This window comes from Aestuariibaculum lutulentum, from assembly GCF_032926325.1.
Classification (GTDB): domain Bacteria; phylum Bacteroidota; class Bacteroidia; order Flavobacteriales; family Flavobacteriaceae; genus Aestuariibaculum; species Aestuariibaculum lutulentum.
In genome coordinates, this window is sequence record NZ_CP136709.1 from 2,097,827 (window position 1) to 2,115,929 (window position 18,103).

General features: G+C 37.1%; 12 protein-coding genes. 11 read left to right on the forward strand and 1 reads right to left on the reverse strand.

Translation table 11 applies throughout. The annotated features are described in order from the left end of the window. Nucleotides 1-72: 72 nt before the first annotated feature. Nucleotides 73-1,785 (reverse strand): gamma-glutamyltransferase, encoded by a 1,713-nt coding sequence (gene ggt, locus R1X58_RS08910; RefSeq protein WP_240573529.1) that lies wholly within the window; start codon nt 1,783-1,785, stop codon nt 73-75. 138 nt (nt 1,786-1,923) lie between these two features. Between ggt and R1X58_RS08915 the strand changes: the two genes are divergently transcribed. The 11 genes from R1X58_RS08915 (at nt 1,924) to R1X58_RS08965 (ending at nt 18,081) form a co-directional block, all read left to right on the forward strand. After that, nucleotides 1,924-2,763 (forward strand): ATP cone domain-containing protein, encoded by an 840-nt coding sequence (locus tag R1X58_RS08915; protein ID WP_240573528.1) that lies wholly within the window; start codon nt 1,924-1,926, stop codon nt 2,761-2,763. 2 nt (nt 2,764-2,765) lie between these two features. Next, a complete protein-coding gene (locus R1X58_RS08920; RefSeq protein WP_240573834.1) occupies nt 2,766-4,154 on the forward strand; it encodes an MBL fold metallo-hydrolase RNA specificity domain-containing protein in 1,389 nt (462 codons plus the stop codon). A 55-nt stretch (nt 4,155-4,209) separates the two neighbouring features. Next, nucleotides 4,210-4,650, forward strand: coding sequence for a hypothetical protein (locus tag R1X58_RS08925; RefSeq protein ID WP_240573527.1), 441 nt, complete (start codon nt 4,210-4,212; stop codon nt 4,648-4,650). Nucleotides 4,651-4,805: 155 nt separating this feature from the next. Next, complete coding sequence (locus R1X58_RS08930) at nt 4,806-6,506, forward strand: beta-N-acetylhexosaminidase (RefSeq protein WP_240573526.1); 1,701 nt, start codon at nt 4,806-4,808, stop codon at nt 6,504-6,506. 124 nt (nt 6,507-6,630) lie between these two features. After that, nucleotides 6,631-7,044, forward strand: coding sequence for an HYC_CC_PP family protein (locus tag R1X58_RS08935; RefSeq protein ID WP_317292967.1), 414 nt, complete (start codon nt 6,631-6,633; stop codon nt 7,042-7,044). 118 nt (nt 7,045-7,162) lie between these two features. After that, on the forward strand, nt 7,163-10,888 hold the full coding sequence (locus R1X58_RS08940) for an efflux RND transporter permease subunit (protein ID WP_240573524.1): 3,726 nt from the start codon (nt 7,163-7,165) through the stop codon (nt 10,886-10,888). 6 nt (nt 10,889-10,894) lie between these two features. Next, complete coding sequence (locus tag R1X58_RS08945) at nt 10,895-12,127, forward strand: TolC family protein (RefSeq protein WP_394804305.1); 1,233 nt, start codon at nt 10,895-10,897, stop codon at nt 12,125-12,127. Nucleotides 12,128-12,130: 3 nt separating this feature from the next. Beyond that, nucleotides 12,131-14,629, forward strand: a complete 2,499-nt coding sequence (locus tag R1X58_RS08950; RefSeq protein WP_240573523.1) for a heavy metal translocating P-type ATPase — start codon at nt 12,131-12,133, stop codon at nt 14,627-14,629. Nucleotides 14,630-14,724: 95 nt separating this feature from the next. Beyond that, entirely contained in the window at nt 14,725-16,446 is a 1,722-nt protein-coding gene (locus R1X58_RS08955; protein WP_240573522.1) for an efflux RND transporter periplasmic adaptor subunit, read from the forward strand. Between the two features lie 18 nt (nt 16,447-16,464). Next, nucleotides 16,465-16,905 carry a heavy-metal-associated domain-containing protein gene (locus R1X58_RS08960; protein WP_240573521.1) on the forward strand — a complete coding sequence of 147 codons (441 nt, stop codon included), beginning with the start codon at nt 16,465-16,467 and terminating at the stop codon, nt 16,903-16,905. Between the two features lie 159 nt (nt 16,906-17,064). Continuing rightward, nucleotides 17,065-18,081 carry a zinc-dependent alcohol dehydrogenase gene (locus R1X58_RS08965; RefSeq protein WP_240573520.1) on the forward strand — a complete coding sequence of 339 codons (1,017 nt, stop codon included), beginning with the start codon at nt 17,065-17,067 and terminating at the stop codon, nt 18,079-18,081. Nucleotides 18,082-18,103 lie beyond the last annotated feature (22 nt).

The window sequence follows — 18,103 nt, forward strand, 5'->3', positions numbered from 1 at the left end:
TATTGATAATAAACAAAAAAGAGCAACTACACGTTGCTCTTTTTTGTTTAAAGTATTTTGTGCCTTAAGCTATTAGTAGCCTACAGCAGCACCTTCAGCACTCGATGAATCTGATGCGCCTATAAGAATGTGGTTTTCGTTATCTATTTGAATACCCATTAATTCACCCAAACGATTAGTTGGTGTTAATCGGTGTCCCATGAATTCAAGATTTTTCTTGGTATCGGGAGATAATTTATCGGCTTCGTAAGTAATGCTGTCGGGTAACCACTGGTGATGAATTTTCATCGCTTCAATAGCTTTGTCCACAGGCATATTGTATCCTAAAACATTTAATACGGTTTGAAAAACAGTATTAATAATCGTTTTTCCTCCGGGACTTCCAATAAGTAAATAAGGTTTACCGTTTTTAGCAACAATTGTTGGTGTCATGCTCGACAACATACGTTTTTCAGGTTGTATGATGTTTGGGTTAGAACCGATTAAACCTTCTTCGTTTGTAACATTGGGTTTCGCATTAAAATCGCCCATTTCATTGTTGAATATAAAACCAAGTTTTTTTGAACCCATCCCAGAACCATAAGAATGTTCAAGTGTGTAGGTTAGGGCAACAGCATTTCCGTCTTTATCTACCACCGAAAAATGGGTTGTGTTTTCTCCGTCGTAAATTTGTCCGAATTGAGCAGGATTACTGGGTGAAGCATGCGTCATATCAATATTTTCAAAACGTGTTTTTGCAAATGTTTTAGAAGTTAGTTTATCTAAAGGAATATCCGGGTTAAAGTCTGGATCACCAAGAAATTCGGCGCGATCTGCAAAGGTTCGGCGCATGACTTCAGCTAAAAGATGTATGTATTCGGTTGAGTTAAATTCAATGGTTTCTAAATTGGCCTGTTCCATTATATTCATCATTTCAAGAAGGGCAACCCCACCTGAACTTGGCGGCGGCATGGAATAGATTTCGTATCCTTTAAAAGTTCCTTTTACAGGTTTTCGCTCTATAGCTTCGTACTTTTTTAAATCCTTTTTAGTGATGATGCCACCATTGTTTTTCATGAAATTTTCAATGTCGTTGGCAACTTCTCCTTTGTAAAATCCGTCTTTACCTTTGTCTCTAATTAATTTTAAAGTATGCGCTAAAGCAGGTTGTTTCCAAAGTTCACCAAACTTTACCAGTTCACCTTTTTCATTTTTAAAATAATCTTTTAAAAACTGAATATCAGAATTATCATTAGTGTAAATGGCAAACTGAGCAATGGAATAAGGAAGAGCAAAGCCGTTTTCGGCCAGATCAATGGCTGGTTGTACCAATTTTTTCCAAGGTAATTTTCCATATTTACCATGTGCCAGATATAAACCGGAAACGGTTCCCGGAACTCCAACAGACTTTAATCCGATGTGATTTATTGTTGATTCTTTTCCATATAAATTTATCCCTTTAGGTAAGTCACCTTCTTTGGTCAAAAACATTTCAGGACCTGCTTTTAAAGGCGCTTTTTCTCGGAAATCGATGGCTGTAGAGAAGCCGGTTGTGTCTAAATAAACTAAAAAACCACCACCACCAATATTGCCTGCAGATGGGTGTGTTACCGCTAAAGCAAAAGCCGTAGCAACGGAAGCATCTACAGCATTTCCTCCTTGTTTTAAAATATCCACACCAACAGCCGAAGCTATTTTACTGCTCGATACCACCATGCCGTTTTTAGCATAGGTTTGCGCATAAACGTTGAAATAAGAAAAAATGATGAAGCAACATGATAATGATTTGGATATTAGAAGTTTCATGAAAGTGTTTGTAACAAGTTAAGAACCTAAGATAGTAAAAATGAAAAGACTTTTTAAGAAGAAAGTAAACTGATAAATATCATAGCAAGAGGGTAACAGGTTTTTTAATTTTAAAAGTTCGAAGCTAACTATTAAAATATGAAAACGACTGTCGATATCATAAAATCTTCTGGTGAAAAGGTGAAGTTTTCAATAGATAAATTAAGGAAATCTTTGCTTAGAAGTGGAGCTAAACAGGCCACGGTAGATGAGATTGTTGATATTGTAGTTGGGGAGTTATATGAAAATATTTCTACCAAGGAAATTTATAATAGAGCTTTTGCTTTGCTGAGAAAGGAGAAAAGTTATTTGGCTTCAAAGTATAAACTGAAACGCGCCATTTATGAATTGGGTCCAACTGGTTTTCCGTTTGAACGATTCATAAGTGCAATTTTAATGTATTCGGGTTACACTACCGAAGTCGATAAAGTACTGCAGGGACATTGCATTTCACATGAGGTAGATGTTGTTGCGACAAAGAATAATTCAACCACTATTGTAGAGTGTAAGTTTCATAGCGAGAAGAATTTTAAATGCAATGTAAAAGTGCCTCTGTATATCAATTCCCGATATAACGATATAAAAACGCATTGGGATAAAAATCCCAAAAACACCTCTGATTTAACCGAAGGCTGGGTGGTTACAAATACCCGGTTTACAGAGGATGCCCTAAAATATGGACAATGTGTCAATTTGTATTTGCTAAGTTGGGATTATCCTGGAAATAATGGGTTAAAGGACCGGATTGATCGATTGGGGTTGTATCCCATAACCGTTTCTACTTTATTAACGCAACGAGAAAAGCAATTTTTGTTGAGTCGCGATGTGGTGTTATGCCGGCAATTGGTTGGAGATGCCTTTTATCTCGACCATTTAGGGATTTCAGAAAAAAGAAAAGAAAAAATATTAAACGAAATAAACATGTTATGTCATCAATAATTATGGACGATTCTGTTAAAATAACATTTTTAGGTGCATCAGGAACCGTTACAGGCTCAAAATTTTTTATTGAAACAGCCGAAAAAAATATCATGGTAGATTGCGGAATGTTTCAAGGTTTAAAAGAGTTAAGGTTACAAAACTGGAACGATTTACCTATAGATTTAAGTACTGTAGATGTTATTTTACTTACCCACGGACATTTCGATCATGTGGGTTATTTACCAAGACTGTTAAAACAAGGTTTTAAAGGAACAATTGTTGGAACAGCACCTACTTTATCTATTGCTGAAATTGTGCTTTTAGATAGCGCCAAAATACATGAAGAAGATGCCGAAAAGGCGAACAAGGAAGATTATACCGAGCACCATCCGGCCTTGCCGTTTTATACCAAATTAGATGTTGAACGCATTATTAGAAAGTTTCAGGTTGAAATGCCAAACAAATGGATTTACCTGTCCGATAACATCTCGTATCGTTTTCAATCTAATGGCCATATTTTAGGGTCAACTTTTATAGAAATAGATATTAATGGTAAACGTTTTGTCTTCTCTGGCGATGTGGGGCGAATTAAAGATTATTTGTTGGAACCACCTAAAAAACCGGAGTGGGCCGACTATTTATTTGTTGAAAGTACTTATGGCGATAAACTGCATCCAAAAGATGATGTTGAAGAGGAACTGTCTGAAATTATTAATGAAACCATTCGCAAAAATGGCAATTTAATTATTCCAAGCTTTGCGGTAGAACGGTTACAAACCTTGGTGTTTTTACTTTGGAAACTGTACAAGAAAAACAAAATTCCTAACATTCCCATTTTTGTTGATAGCCCTATGGGAACCAACGTGCTCAAGGTCTTTAAGCAATACAACAAGTGGCATAAACTATCTGATGCAGAGTACGAAGCCATGTGTAATCATGTGAATATTATTCAGTCGTACAAAGAAACCTGGGAAACCATTGATGATAATCGGCCTAAAATAATTATTGCCGGTAGTGGTATGGTAACCGGTGGTCGCGTACTAACGTATTTGCAGCAACTTATCGATCAGCGTTCAACAACTATTTTATTGGTAGGCTATCAGGCTGAAGGTACTCGTGGGCGTCTTTTAAAAGAAGGGGCACACGAACTAAAATTCTACGGGAAATACTATCCGGTAAAAGCGACCGTAAAAAGTATAGATAGTCTATCGGCACATGCCGACCAATATGAATTACTGGACTGGATGAACAATATTATGAATGTTCCTGAAAAGGTGTTTTTAATACATGGCGAACCTACAGCTTTAGATGCCTTACGACTAAAATTAAAGAGCACTTTTGGTTGGAATGCCACGATTCCAAAGTTGTTTGATGAAGAAATAATTGAAATGTATTCTCTTTCAGAATAGAAGGAGAAATATTTAAACTAAAAACTAAATAAGAGATATAAAAACAGCATTAAAGATGAAAACACAAGAAGTTAAAGGGTATCGCATATGGCTAAACTCCGAAAATATGCATGAAAGTACTCTTAAATGGGTGTCTGAGTTAGAATTTGCAAAAGACGAACAATTGTTTTTTAATGATTTAATCAAGTCATACACCCTTCAGTTAATTGAATCCAAACATTTTGAAGATGGTAAAAAAATGTCTGAGGAAATTAGTAAAGTTCATAATGAAATTACCGATTTACTTGAAGAAGTAAAACGTCATGAAAATGGATTGGAAATTATGGTCGACGGATTAGATCAATACGAAGAAGAGGAAGCCTATCGAGACGAACATCGTAAGCTTATTATAAAAGTAAACGCCTTTTTAAATGAGTATCGTGCACTTAAAAAAGAGTTGTTCGAACTTGTAAAAGGTGTCATAAAAGAAGGTAAACAAAAACGTTTGCTCGAATAGTGTAATTAGTTGTTTAAAAGGCTTTCAGTTTAGGTAATTGGAGGCCTTTTTTTATGAAAACATGTCGTTCATTATTAAAATAACTACTTCCGTCTAAACTTTTTTTGAAAATTGGAGAATTCAAATACCTTGTCGGTCAAACTAAAACATAAAACATGAAACTTCAATCTTCAGCATTAATGCTATTTGTTATCTTAATCTTGTTCAATACCAGTCTTTTTGGTCAAACAGCAAACAAGGCAAGCGATTATCAAATCATTCCCAAGCCTGCTTTTCAGGAAATTTTAGAGGGAACATTTAAGGTTGATAAAAAAACAAAAATAGTTTATAATGAAGAACTTAATAAGGAAGCTAGTTATTTGTCTGAGATTTTAGGTGCTGCAATAGGGAAAACATTAAAAATTGAAACTAAAGCCGAAAAGGGAGCTATTGTTTTAAAATTAGATGATGCTATTGAGAATGCTGAAGGTTACGAATTGGTGGTTAATACTAATGAAATTGTTATTTCAGGAAAAACTAGCACGGGGGTATTTTATGGTATTCAAACGTTGAAACAGTTAATGCCTTCTGAAATTGAAATAGCTGCCAAAATAGCAAGTGCTTTCACGATTCCTGCGGTTATTGTAAAAGATCAACCACGGTTTGTTTACAGAGGAATGCATCTTGATGTTGGGCGTCATTTCTTTCCAGTAAGTTTCATCAAACAATACATCGATTTAATTGCGATGCATAAAATGAATACTTTCCATTGGCATTTAACCGAAGATCAAGGGTGGAGAATTGAAATTAAAAAATACCCAAAACTTACAGAAGTAGGGGCTTTCAGAAACGGAACTATTGTTGGGCATCATCCGGGAACATCTAACGACCAGAAAGTTTATGGCGGATTTTATACTCAAGAGGAAATTAAAGAAGTTGTTGCGTATGCAGCAAGTAAACATGTTACAGTTGTTCCTGAAATAGAATTGCCAGGTCATAGTGCAGCGGCCATTGCAGCCTATCCTGAATTAAGCTGTTTTCCTGAGGAGCCAACCGATTTAGGTAAAAGTCCAATGTCTGAAAAAAGCAAGGAGCTTCAAGCTAACGGAACGGCTAAAGTGGTTTATGAAACTTGGGGTGTAACTGGCGATGTGTATTGTGCAGGTCAAGAACATACCTTTAAGTTTTTAGAAGATGTATTATCTGAAGTATTGCCATTATTCCCTTCAAAATATATTCATATTGGTGGAGATGAATGTCCGAAAGGAAACTGGAAACGTTGTTCAAATTGTCAAAGTAAAATCAAGGCTCTTGGTTTGCATGATGAGCATGAGTTGCAGAGTTATTTTATTCAACGTATAGAAAAGTTTGTTAATGCAAAAGGCAAACAAATTATTGGTTGGGATGAAATTTTGGAAGGCGGTTTAGCACCAAATGCGACCGTAATGTCATGGCGAGGAACTAAAGGCGGCATTGAAGCTGCAAAACAACATCATGATGTCATTATGACACCGGGTTCTCATTGTTATTTCGACCATTATCAGTCTAAAGATAAAGACAGTGAACCTTTGGCTATTGGTGGTTTTACAACTGTGGAAAAGGTGTATTTTTATAATCCGGAGCCGGAAGAATTAACAGCAGAAGAGAAGAAGTATATTTTAGGTGCTCAGGGAAATGTATGGACAGAATACATGGAAACAACCGATTATGTGGAGTACATGATTTTGCCAAGAATGACTGCTTTAAGTGAGGTGGTTTGGTCAGCCCAAGACCAGCGAGACTGGAGTGATTTTGAATTAAGACTTCCTAATTTAATAGAACGCTATAAAGCCATGAATTTAAATTATGCTAAGCATAGTCTAGCAGAAGAAAAATAATAATAGATAAAAGGTTCCTGTTTTAGGAACCTTTTTTGTTTTGTGTTAGAATTGTATGAAGAATAATCTAAACTTCTGTTAAATAGAATACTCATAATTAAAATTTTGTAACTTTGTTTTAATCATGAAAAGTATATTTCTAAAAATAATGGCAATTTCAATGGCATTTGTCGTGTTATTCACAACAATGTCGTTTACTGTTGATATGCATTATTGCGGAGATACTTTAGTAGATATGGCGGTATTTCATGACGCTAAAGATTGCGGAATGCAAATGGATATGCCATCAACTGATGCATGTACGATTACAAAGAAAAATTGTTGTGATGATAAACAGGTGGTTGTTGAGGGGCAAGACGAACTTCAGCAAACTTTAGAAAAAATAGCATTCCATCAACAATTGTTTGTAACCTCTTTTGTTTACACCTATATCAATCTTTTTGAAGGGGAAGAACAACTTGATAATTTTTATACGGCTTACAAGCCACCACTCGTCAGCAGGCAAATCTACAAGCTGGTCGAGACCTATTTAATTTGATTTTAGTAAAACGGTTATAATACCTTTTGGTGTTGTAGCCTTGTCGTGTTTTTGAGCATTTTTTAAAAAGGCTCAACGTTTTTGTATACACTATTTTAATTACTAAAATTTCAAAACCATGCTGAATAAAAGCATTAAGTTTTTAATAGAAAATAAACTGGTAGCCGTTCTGTTACTCGTCCTTTTTATAGGTTGGGGTACAGTAAATGCACCTTTTAACTGGAATACAGGATTTTTGCCAAGTAATCCAGTTGCAGTCGATGCTATACCTGATATTGGAGAGAATCAACAAATCGTATTTACCAAGTGGGACGGCCGTTCGCCACAGGATATTGAAGATCAGATTACCTATCCTTTAACCACATCTTTATTGGGAATTCCCGGAGTGAAAACTATTCGTAGTTCGTCTATGTTTGGGTTTTCAAGTATCTACATCATTTTTGAAGAAGATATTGAGTTTTACTGGAGTCGAAGTCGTATTCTGGAGAAATTAAACGCCTTACCAAGCGGTTTGTTACCAGAAGGTGTTAGTCCGGCTTTAGGCCCTGATGCTACTGGTTTAGGGCAAATATTCTGGTATACGCTTGAAGGTCGCGATCAGGAGGGTAATGTTACCGCCGGTTGGGATTTACAGGAATTAAGAAGCATTCAGGATTATTACGTGAAATATGCCTTGTCATCAGCGAGTGGAGTCTCCGAAGTCGCTTCTATTGGGGGTTATGTTCAGGAATATCAGGTGGATGTTAATCCAGAATTAATGCGCCAATATAATATCGGATTACAGCGGCTTGTAAAAGCCGTTAAAGAAAGTAACAGAGATATTGGAGCTCAGACTTTAGAAATTAATCAAGCTGAATATTTAGTGCGTGGTTTGGGCTATGTGAAGTCTATTGCCGATATCGAAGACGCCGTGGTGACTTCAAAAGATTTTACGCCTATAAAAATTAAGGACGTTGCTAAAGTATCGTTGGGTCCGGCTGCACGTCGTGGTATGTTAGATAAGGAAGGTGCCGAAGTTGTTGGCGGCGTGGTCTTGGCACGATATGGTGCGAACCCAATGGAAGTTATTAACAACGTTAAGGAAAAAATAAACGAGTTAAGTTCAGGCTTACCATCGAAGGAGCTTATTGATGGTAGAATATCTCAGGTAACAATTGTGCCGTTTTACGACCGTTCGGAGCTTATTCAGGAAACTTTAGGTACCTTAAATGAAGCACTGACTTTAGAAATCCTAATCACTGTTTTAGTTATTGTGGTTATGGTTTTCAATTTGCGCGCTTCCATACTTATTTCAGGATTGTTGCCTGTGGCGGTTCTAATGGTCTTTATTGCTATGAAATTCTTTGGAGTTGATGCGAACATTGTTGCGCTGTCTGGTATTGCTATTGCAATCGGAACTATGGTTGATGTAGGCGTGATCCTCTCTGAAAATATCATTCGGCACCTTGATGAAAATGATGGAACACATTCTATAAATACAGTGGTCTATAATGCAACTGCCGAAGTATCGGGAGCCATTGTTACAGCAGTTATGACAACGATTATTAGTTTTATTCCTGTATTTACGATGATAGGTGCTGAAGGGAAATTATTCCGTCCTTTAGCATTCACAAAAACATTTGCCTTAACAGCTTCCATTATTGTGGCTTTATTTTTAATTCCACCGTTTGCAGCATTCATCTTTAAAAAGCATGATATAAAAAAGAAACTTAATTATGGTGTTAATATCATACTGTTTATTGTTGGTATTTTAGCAATCGTTAAAGGGTATTGGTTAGGTTTTGTTCTTGTAGGTTTTGCGGCTGTTGCTATAATGAGTTTGTATTTAGGTAAGGAAGAATACAGTATTTCACTATTAAATAAACAGTTTGTTCTTTCGAAAAACAGCTTGAATATTATTATTTCAGCTTTAGTTATCGTCTTTCTTTTGGCGGAATATTGGCGACCACTGGGGGTAGATAGGAGTATTTTTTGGAATCTCATTTTTGTAGCTATTATTTGTTTTGGGTTGTTGGGTGTTTTTACACTTTTCAGAATGTATTACACCAGAATATTGCGTTGGTGTCTAGATAATAAAGTAATGTTTTTGTCTGTTCCATCAGCGATTGTTGTGGTAGGGTTTTTTATCATGAAAAATACAGGGAAAGAATTCATGCCATCGCTAAATGAAGGCTCCTTTTTATTGATGCCTACGTCGATGCCGCACTCGGGAATTGAAGAAAATAAACGCGTTTTACAGCAACTGGATATGGCTGTAGCAAATATTCCGGAAATAGAAACTGTAGTTGGTAAAGCAGGAAGAACAGAATCGGCTTTAGACCCGGCACCATTGTCGATGTACGAAAATATTATTCAGTACAAACCTGAATATATGCTGAATGTTAGTGGTGTTCGCCAACGTTATAAGGTAAATAACGATGGAGCCTATATGTTAAAAAACGGAACGTCATTGCGGGCGGAAGAGCACGAAGCGTGGCAATCTGTAAATGCAAAAGAACAACTCATTCCAGATGATGATGGCGAATTTTTCCGTAACTGGCGTCCTGAAATTCAATCTCCGGACGATATTTGGAACGAAATTGTAAAAGCAACAAAGCTTCCGGGAGTCACTTCAGCACCTAAACTTCAGCCTATCGAAACCCGATTGGTCATGCTGCAAACAGGTATGCGTGCACCTATGGGGATTAAGGTAAAAGGGCAAGATTTAAAACAAATTGAAGCCTTTGGGATGGAACTTGAAAATGTATTAAAACATGCTGAAGGAGTTAAACAAGAAGCTGTTTTTGCCGATAGAATTGTTGGTAAACCGTATTTATTAATTGATATCGATCGTGATAAAATTGCCCGATATGGTGTGAGTATCGAACAGGTACAAAATGTGTTGAAAGTAGCCGTTGGTGGCATGGTGTTAACACAAACGGTTGAAGGACGTGAGCGCTATGGGGTGCGGGTGCGTTATCCAAGAGAATTGCGTGCCAACCCAACCGATTTAGAACAGGTGTATATTCCTGTAGAAAAAGGAAGTCCGGTGCCGCTTAGTGAACTGGCAACCATTCGTTACGAACAGGGTCCGCAGGTTATAAAAAGTGAAGATACCTTTTTGGTAGGTTATGTGTTATTAGATAAACTGGATGGGTTTGCTGAGGTTAATGTAGTTGAAAGTGCTCAGAAACTCATTCAGGAGAAAATCGATTCAGGCCATTTAGTAGTGCCAAAAGGGATTAGTTATCAATTTACAGGAAGTTATGAAAATCAGTTGCGAGCAGAGAAAACCTTATCGGTGGTGGTGCCGCTTGCGCTAATGATTATCTTTTTAATTCTGTATTTTCAGTTTAGATCGGTAGGTACTTCTCTTATGGTGTTTTCTGGTATTGCAGTGGCTTTTGCTGGAGGATTTATTATGATTTGGTTATACGGACAAAGCTGGTTTTTAAATTGGTCATTCTTCGGTGAAAACCTTCGCGATTTATTCCAAATGCATCCAATCAATTTAAGCGTGGCCGTTTGGGTTGGATTTATTGCTTTATTCGGTATTGCAACCGATGATGGTGTGGTCATGGCGACTTATTTAACGCAAACATTCGATAGAAACACACCTGAAACTAGAAAGGAAATCAGAGCATCGGTTGTTGAAGCCGGAGAAAAACGTATCAGACCGTGTTTAATGACCACGGCAACAACTATTCTTGCTTTGTTACCGGTGTTAACATCAACGGGTCGTGGCAGTGATATTATGATTCCTATGGCGATTCCAAGTTTTGGCGGAATGTTAATAGCTTTAATAACCTTATTCGTTGTGCCTGTATTATACAGCTGGAAAGCAGAAATGAAAGTTAAAAACTAAAAGAAGATGAATATAAAATTCAATATAAAAGCGGTCTTTATTCTAGGTTCTTTATTCTCGATGCTGAATGGATATTCACAAGAATTAAATACCTTAATAAATGAAGCAGTAGGTAATAATCCGGAACTGCAGAAATTCGATACGCAATATCAAATCGCTTCCGAAAAGGTTAATGAAGTCAATACCGTTCCAAACACCGAATTTGGGGTTGGATATTTTGTTAGTGAACCGGAAACCAGAACAGGAGCGCAAAAATTTAAAGTGTCGGCAAAACAGATGTTGCCTTGGTTTGGGAATATTACGGCAAGAGAAAATTACACTGGAGCTATGGCCGATGCTAAATATGAAGACTACGTGATTGCTAAACGAAAACTTATGGCTTCGGTATCTCAATCGTACTACGAATTGTATACCAATCAGGCGAAACAAAAGGTGTTATCTGAAAATATAAGTCTTTTAAAAACTTATGAAACGATGGCGTTGACTTCGGTTGAAGTAGGTAAAGCTTCCGCGGTAAGCGTATTGAGATTGCAAATGCGTCAAAATGATTTGCAGCAGTTGAAAGAGGTATTGACTCAGCAATATTTAACCGAGCAAACCAAGTTGAATAAATTGTTGAATCGAGATAAGAATACGAGAATTGAGGTGGTTCAGGACTTAGAAATTCCAAGTTCAGATTTTGATGAAACTTTAGGTCAATTGGAATTACATCCTGAATTGATAAAGTACGATAAGTTGTTTCATTCGGTTGAACAATCGGAGTTGTTAAATCAAAAGGAAAGCAGCCCAATGATTGGTTTCGGATTGGATTATATCAATGTTGAAAAGCGCCCTGATATGGATTTTACGGATAATGGTAAGGATATTATTATGCCGATGGTTTCTGTTTCCATTCCAATTTTCAATAAAAAATACAAATCGCAAACCAGGCAAAACGAATTGCAGCAGCAGGAAATTGTTTTTCAAAAGCAGGAACGTTACAATACCCTAGAAACCACACTGGATAAAGCTATAAACGATAGAACTTCGGCACGTATTAGTTTCAATACGCAGACTAAAAATTTAAAGCAAGCCAAAGACGCCGAAAGCATTCTCATTAAGAGTTATGAAACAGGCATTATAAATTTTAACGATGTTCTGGATATACAGGAATTGCAGTTAAAGTTTCAAATGAATCAGATTGAAGCGGTACGAGCCTATTATATACAATCCACCATTATTAATTATTTAATTCAGTAAATCATGAAACATACATATCACATACACGGAATGACTTGTAATGGCTGTCGCGGTCATGTTGAAAGCACACTTGCTAAAGTGGAAGGCGTTACCAATGCATCGGTAGATTTGGCAAAGGCTGAGGCAACGATAGAGATGGAAAACCACATTCCTATTGAAAGGTTGCAGCTAGCATTAAAAAATGATGGCGGCAGATACAGTATTCATATGCCGGGACATCACCACCATGAGGCTCCCAAAAAAGTGGAAAAACCAAAAGGTAAAGGAACAGGGGTATTTTATTGCCCGATGCACTGCGAAGGTGATAAAACTTATGGTAAACCTGGGGATTGTCCGGTTTGCGGGATGGATTTAGTTGAAGAACAAAATTTGTTGGTAACAACGTCAGAACAGTGGACATGCCCTATGCACCCTGAAGTGGTGAAAGATGAAGCCGGTTCTTGCCCAATTTGCGGCATGGACCTCGTGCCCTTAAAACCTGAAGCATCAGCTGAAGAGAAAACCTATAAATCGCTGTTGAAAAAGTTTTGGATAGCCACGGCGTTTACCTTGCCAATATTCCTAATAGCGATGAGCGAGATGCTTCATAATAATCCATTATACGATATTATGGAACAAAAATACTGGAACATGTTGCAGTTTGTATTGTCTGTTCCTGTAGTGTTCTATGCAGCGTGGATGTTTTTCGAGCGTGCTTATAGAAGTATTAAAACGTGGAACCTAAATATGTTTACCTTAATCGGCATTGGTGCCGGTGTGGCCTGGGTATTTAGCGTGGTCGGTATGCTGTTACCAGATATGTTTCCAGCACAGTTTAAAACTGAATCAGGAGCAGTGCACGTGTATTTCGAAGCGGCAACTGTTATTTTAACGTTGGTACTTTTAGGACAGTTGTTGGAAGCGCGAGCACATAGTAAAACCAATTCAGCTGTAAAGGAATTATTGAAACTGGCGCCAAATAAAGCCATTAAAATGATAGATGATGAGGAGGTTGAGGTTGGAATTGATAGCATTCAAATTAACGATATTCTTAAAGTAAAACCCGGTGACAAAATTCCGGTAGATGGCGTTTTGGTTAAAGGAAACTCGAGTGTCGATGAGTCGATGATCACCGGAGAACCTGTTCCTGTAGATAAACAGCTAGGAGATAAGGTTAGTAGTGGAACAATTAATGGTAATCAGTCGTTTTTAATGAAAGCTGAAAAAGTTGGTAGCGATACCTTGTTATCACAAATTATTCATATGGTGAATGATGCCAGCCGAAGTCGTGCACCCATTCAGAATTTAGCCGATAAAGTATCTGCTTATTTTGTGCCTATTGTGGTTATTATTTCAGTAATCACATTTGTCGTTTGGGCTATTTGGGGACCAGATCCTGCTTACGTTTTTGCTTTGGTTAATGCGATTGCGGTATTAATCATAGCCTGTCCTTGTGCCTTAGGCTTAGCAACGCCTATGTCGGTTATGGTTGGTGTTGGTCGCGGTGCACAGCATGGTGTTCTTATTAAAAATGCCGAGGCCTTAGAGTTGATGAATAAAGTGGATGCTTTAATTATCGATAAAACAGGAACCATTACAGAAGGTAAACCAAGCGTGGAAAAAATTGGTGTTTTTAGTGAAGTCCTAACGGAAAATGAGGTGTTGCAATATATTGTATCCTTAAACACCAATAGTGAACATCCATTAGCTGAAGCAACGGTGAAGTATGGTAAGATGCATCAAACTAAAACTCTGCAATCGGAGCAATTTAATGCAGTGACTGGAAAAGGTGTTGAAGCTATTATTGGAGACCATAAAGTGGCTTTGGGAAATCCTAAAATGATGGGTTATTTAAAAGCTGATATTAATTCGCAGATGGAAGAGGAAGTTAAAACTTATCAGAAACAAGGTAAAACGGTGTCCTACCTGGCTGTTGAAAATGAGGTTATAGGTTATGTGGTTATTGGTGATAAAATTAAAGAAACCAGTAAAGCGGCTATAAAGAAATTGCAAAGTAAAGGTATTGATGTGATTATGCTTACCGGTGATAATCACGACACGGCACAAGCTGTGGCTAAAGAGTTAAATCTTTCCGAATTTAAAGCTGGTATGTTACCTGAAGACAAATTGAAAGAAGTGGAAGAACTTCAAAAACAAGGTAGAACGGTTGCTGTTGCTGGCGATGGTATTAACGATGCACCGGCGTTGGCGAAAAGCAATGTGGGAATTGCCATGGGAACTGGAACCGATGTGGCTATTGAAAGCGCTATGATAACCTTAGTAAAAGGCGATTTACAAGGTATTGTAAAAGCGAGGCATTTAAGTCATGCGGTAATGAAGAATATTAAACAAAATCTGTTTTTTGCTCTAATTTATAACACGCTTGGTGTACCAGTGGCTGCGGGTGTTTTATATCCGTTTTTCGGGATATTATTATCACCTATGATTGCTGCCTTGGCGATGAGTTTTAGTTCGGTGTCAGTAATTACAAATGCATTAAGATTAAGAAAAGTAAAAATATAAATAATGAAATGTCTATTAATCAATCATGGTATATTAACCAATGTAAAAATTAGGGCATTCCATCTGACAATTAAAAAACAATAAAATATTAACAGATGAAAAAATATATAATTTATGCAGCGATTTTAGGTGTTGGCCTTTTGTTAGGTTGGGTATTATTTGGAGGGAAATCAATGCAGGAAACAGAGCATGCTCACGATCCTGAAATATCGGAAACACAAATGTGGACCTGCTCGATGCATCCACAAATTATGCAGCCTGAACCTGGAGATTGTCCTATTTGTGGTATGGATTTAATTCCTGCAGAAGCCGGTTCAGAGGGGTTAAGTGCTGATCAGTTTAAACTTACCGAAAATGCCATGGCTTTGGCTAATATTCAAACAACCGTGGTTGGAAATGCGGCCGGCGAAGAACATGGTATTAATTTATCAGGTAAAATTGCTGAAAATGAAAGTGAAAATGCTGTTCAGGTAAGTTTCGTTTCCGGTAGAATTGAAAAATTGAATATTAGTTTTACAGGGGAAGCTGTTAAAAAGGGGCAATTGTTGGCTACAGTGTATTCTCCAGAATTGTACGCGGCTCAGCAGGAATTGTTAACAGCGTTTTCGTTGAAGGAATCGCAACCGGATTTGTATCAGGCTGTGAGGAATAAATTGAAATTATGGAAACTTTCCGATAGTCAAATCAATAATATTGAAACCACCGGAAAGGTTAAGGAAAATCTTCCTGTGTATGCAACTGTTTCGGGTGTGGTAACACAAAAATTAATCAATGAGGGTGATTATATTAAACAAGGTCAGCCACTTTTAAAAATTGCCAATTTAGGCACGGTATGGGCTAATTTCGATGTGTATGAAAATCAAATATCACGGTTTAAAAAAGGACAGCCTATTGAGGTTACAGCTAAAGCTTATCCGGGAAAAGTATTTCATGGTAAAGTCGATTTTGTAGATCCGGTACTTAACGCCAATACCAGAACCGTGAGTTTACGTGTGGTTCTTAAAAATACAGATGGAGAATTTAAACCAGGGATGTTTGTTCAGGCTGAAATTAAAGGAGGTAATGCACACCATGAAAACATGTTGACCATTCCAGCTACCGCTGTGATGTGGACGGGAGAGCGTTCAGTAGTGTACTTAAAAGCCAGTCAAACAGCCTCTGTTTTCGAAATGCGTGAAGTGATTTTAGGAAATCGTTTAGGAGAGACTTTTGAAATTTTAGAAGGATTAAATGCAGGTGATGAAATTGTTACTAACGGCACCTTTACTGTTGATGCTGCAGCGCAATTACAAGGCAAAAAATCGATGATGAACCATCCAAAAGAAATGAAGATGGAATCTGAGGAACAGGAAACAAATAGGTTGACAGTGTCTAAAGATTTTCAGTCGCAGCTAAAATCTGTGTATCACCAGTATATTGTTTTAAAAGATGCTTTGGTTGCAGGAGATACAGAAACCGCATCTAAGGCATCTCAAAATTTAGAAAAAAGCCTGATGAAAGTCGATATGAAATTGTTGAAAGAAAATGAAGCTCACATGCGATGGATGTCTCAGTTAAAAGCGATAGAAAATAATACAGCGTCTATTTTAAATTCTTCTAACATTGAAGCGCAAAGACAGTATTTTAAAGGATTGTCCGATGCCTTAATAAGTGCTGTTCAATCCTTCGGAATAAATGAAAAAGTCTTTTTAGAGTTTTGCCCAATGGCCAATGATAATAACGGAGCCTATTGGTTAAGCAAAGAAGATAAAATTTTAAATCCGTATTTCGGAGACGCCATGTTAACCTGTGGAGAAGTAAAACAAAATATAGAATAATCAAATAAATTAAAAATCATGAAAAAAGTAATTTTAAGTGTAGCAGTTATTGCGGTGTTAGGTTTAGTAAGCTGCAAAAATGAAACAAAGAGAGAAGCCGAATCAACACAAACAGAAATGGCTGGAGATGTTGCGTTAACCGAATTGTCTTTTGGTGTTCGCGGTAATTGCGGGATGTGTAAAAATACTATTGAGAAAGCAGTTAATGCTGTTGAAGGTGTAGCTAAAGCAGATTGGGATGTTAACAAAAAGAAAATCGATGTCGCTTTTGATGGTTCAAAAACCGATGCTATGGCCATTCATAAGGCTATTGCTGCTTCAGGATACGATACAGAAAAAGTTGCAGGAAGCGAAGAAGCTTATAAAAATTTACCGGGGTGTTGCCAGTATGACCATGCTATGGAGATGAATCAGTCTGGAGAAAACGCGGCTGAATCTCATGACGAACACCACATGTAATAGATTAATAAGTCAATATTACCAAAGTCTTAAATTTCTTAATCTGTTGTTAAATTTTCGATTTTCAGTGTTGTATTTTGTTAAATCCTTATAATCAACTATTGTAAAGGTTGTATCTTTACTATAAGTATAAAATGATTAAAAAATAGCGAAGAAAAGATGAAAGAAAATAATCCATCAGGTGTATTCCAGGGTATCCATAATATACAAGTGGAAGAAAGAGATTTACCAAACTTAACAGACGATAGCGTAATAATTAAAGTAGGAGCAACCGGTATTTGCGGAACAGATTTGCATATCTACCACGAAGGGTTGGTGCCAGCAGGTTCTGTTTTAGGACATGAGTTTAGTGGAGAGTTAACAGCTGTTGGTAAAGATGTCGAAGGCTTAAATGTTGGCGATCGCGTGGTGGTTAATCCGATGTATAATGGTGTAGGTTTAGGGTTGGCTCCTGGCGGATTTGCTAGACAAGTAAAAATTGATCAGGCACAGTTAGGGAAAAACATCCTTAAAATATCTGATAAAATTAACAGTGAAAAAGGCGCGCTTTTAGAGCCGTTAACCGTTGGTTTGGCAGCGATTAATAAAACACATTTAACGTCATCAGATAATGTATTAGTGTCGGGTTGTGGTACCATTGGCTTAGTAACTATTGCTGCTTTGAAAAGTAAAGGTATTGAGAATATTATCGCGACTGATATTAGTGAAAAACGTCTTGAGTTAGCTAAAACATTAGGAGCTAAGTTTACGTTTAATCCAACAAAAGATGGGAATTTAAAAGATTTTATTGTTGAGCAGTATGGCGAGGTTAATGCTCTTGATTATACAGGGAAATTACCGAATTTAACTTCGGTTTTCGAATGTACGGGAGTGAGTGCTTTGTTTGCACAATGTTTAGAACTTTTAGCTCCTGATGGGAAAATGACGGTTTTGGCTATTTACAGTAAAGAAACAACGTTGAACCCTAATTTGGTTGTTTACAAACGTTTAAATGTACAAGGATCTTTATTCTATACAGATGAAGATTTCGCTGAAGCTATCGCGTTAGTTGAAAGTGGTAAAGTAGATGTAACACCAATTATTACGCACCGTTTCCCTTTGAACGAAGTAGCTAAGGCTTTCGAAGTTCAGGCAGATAGTAGTCAATCGGTAAAAGTGATTGTAAACTGCAATTAATATTCAGTTTGAAAATATTAAA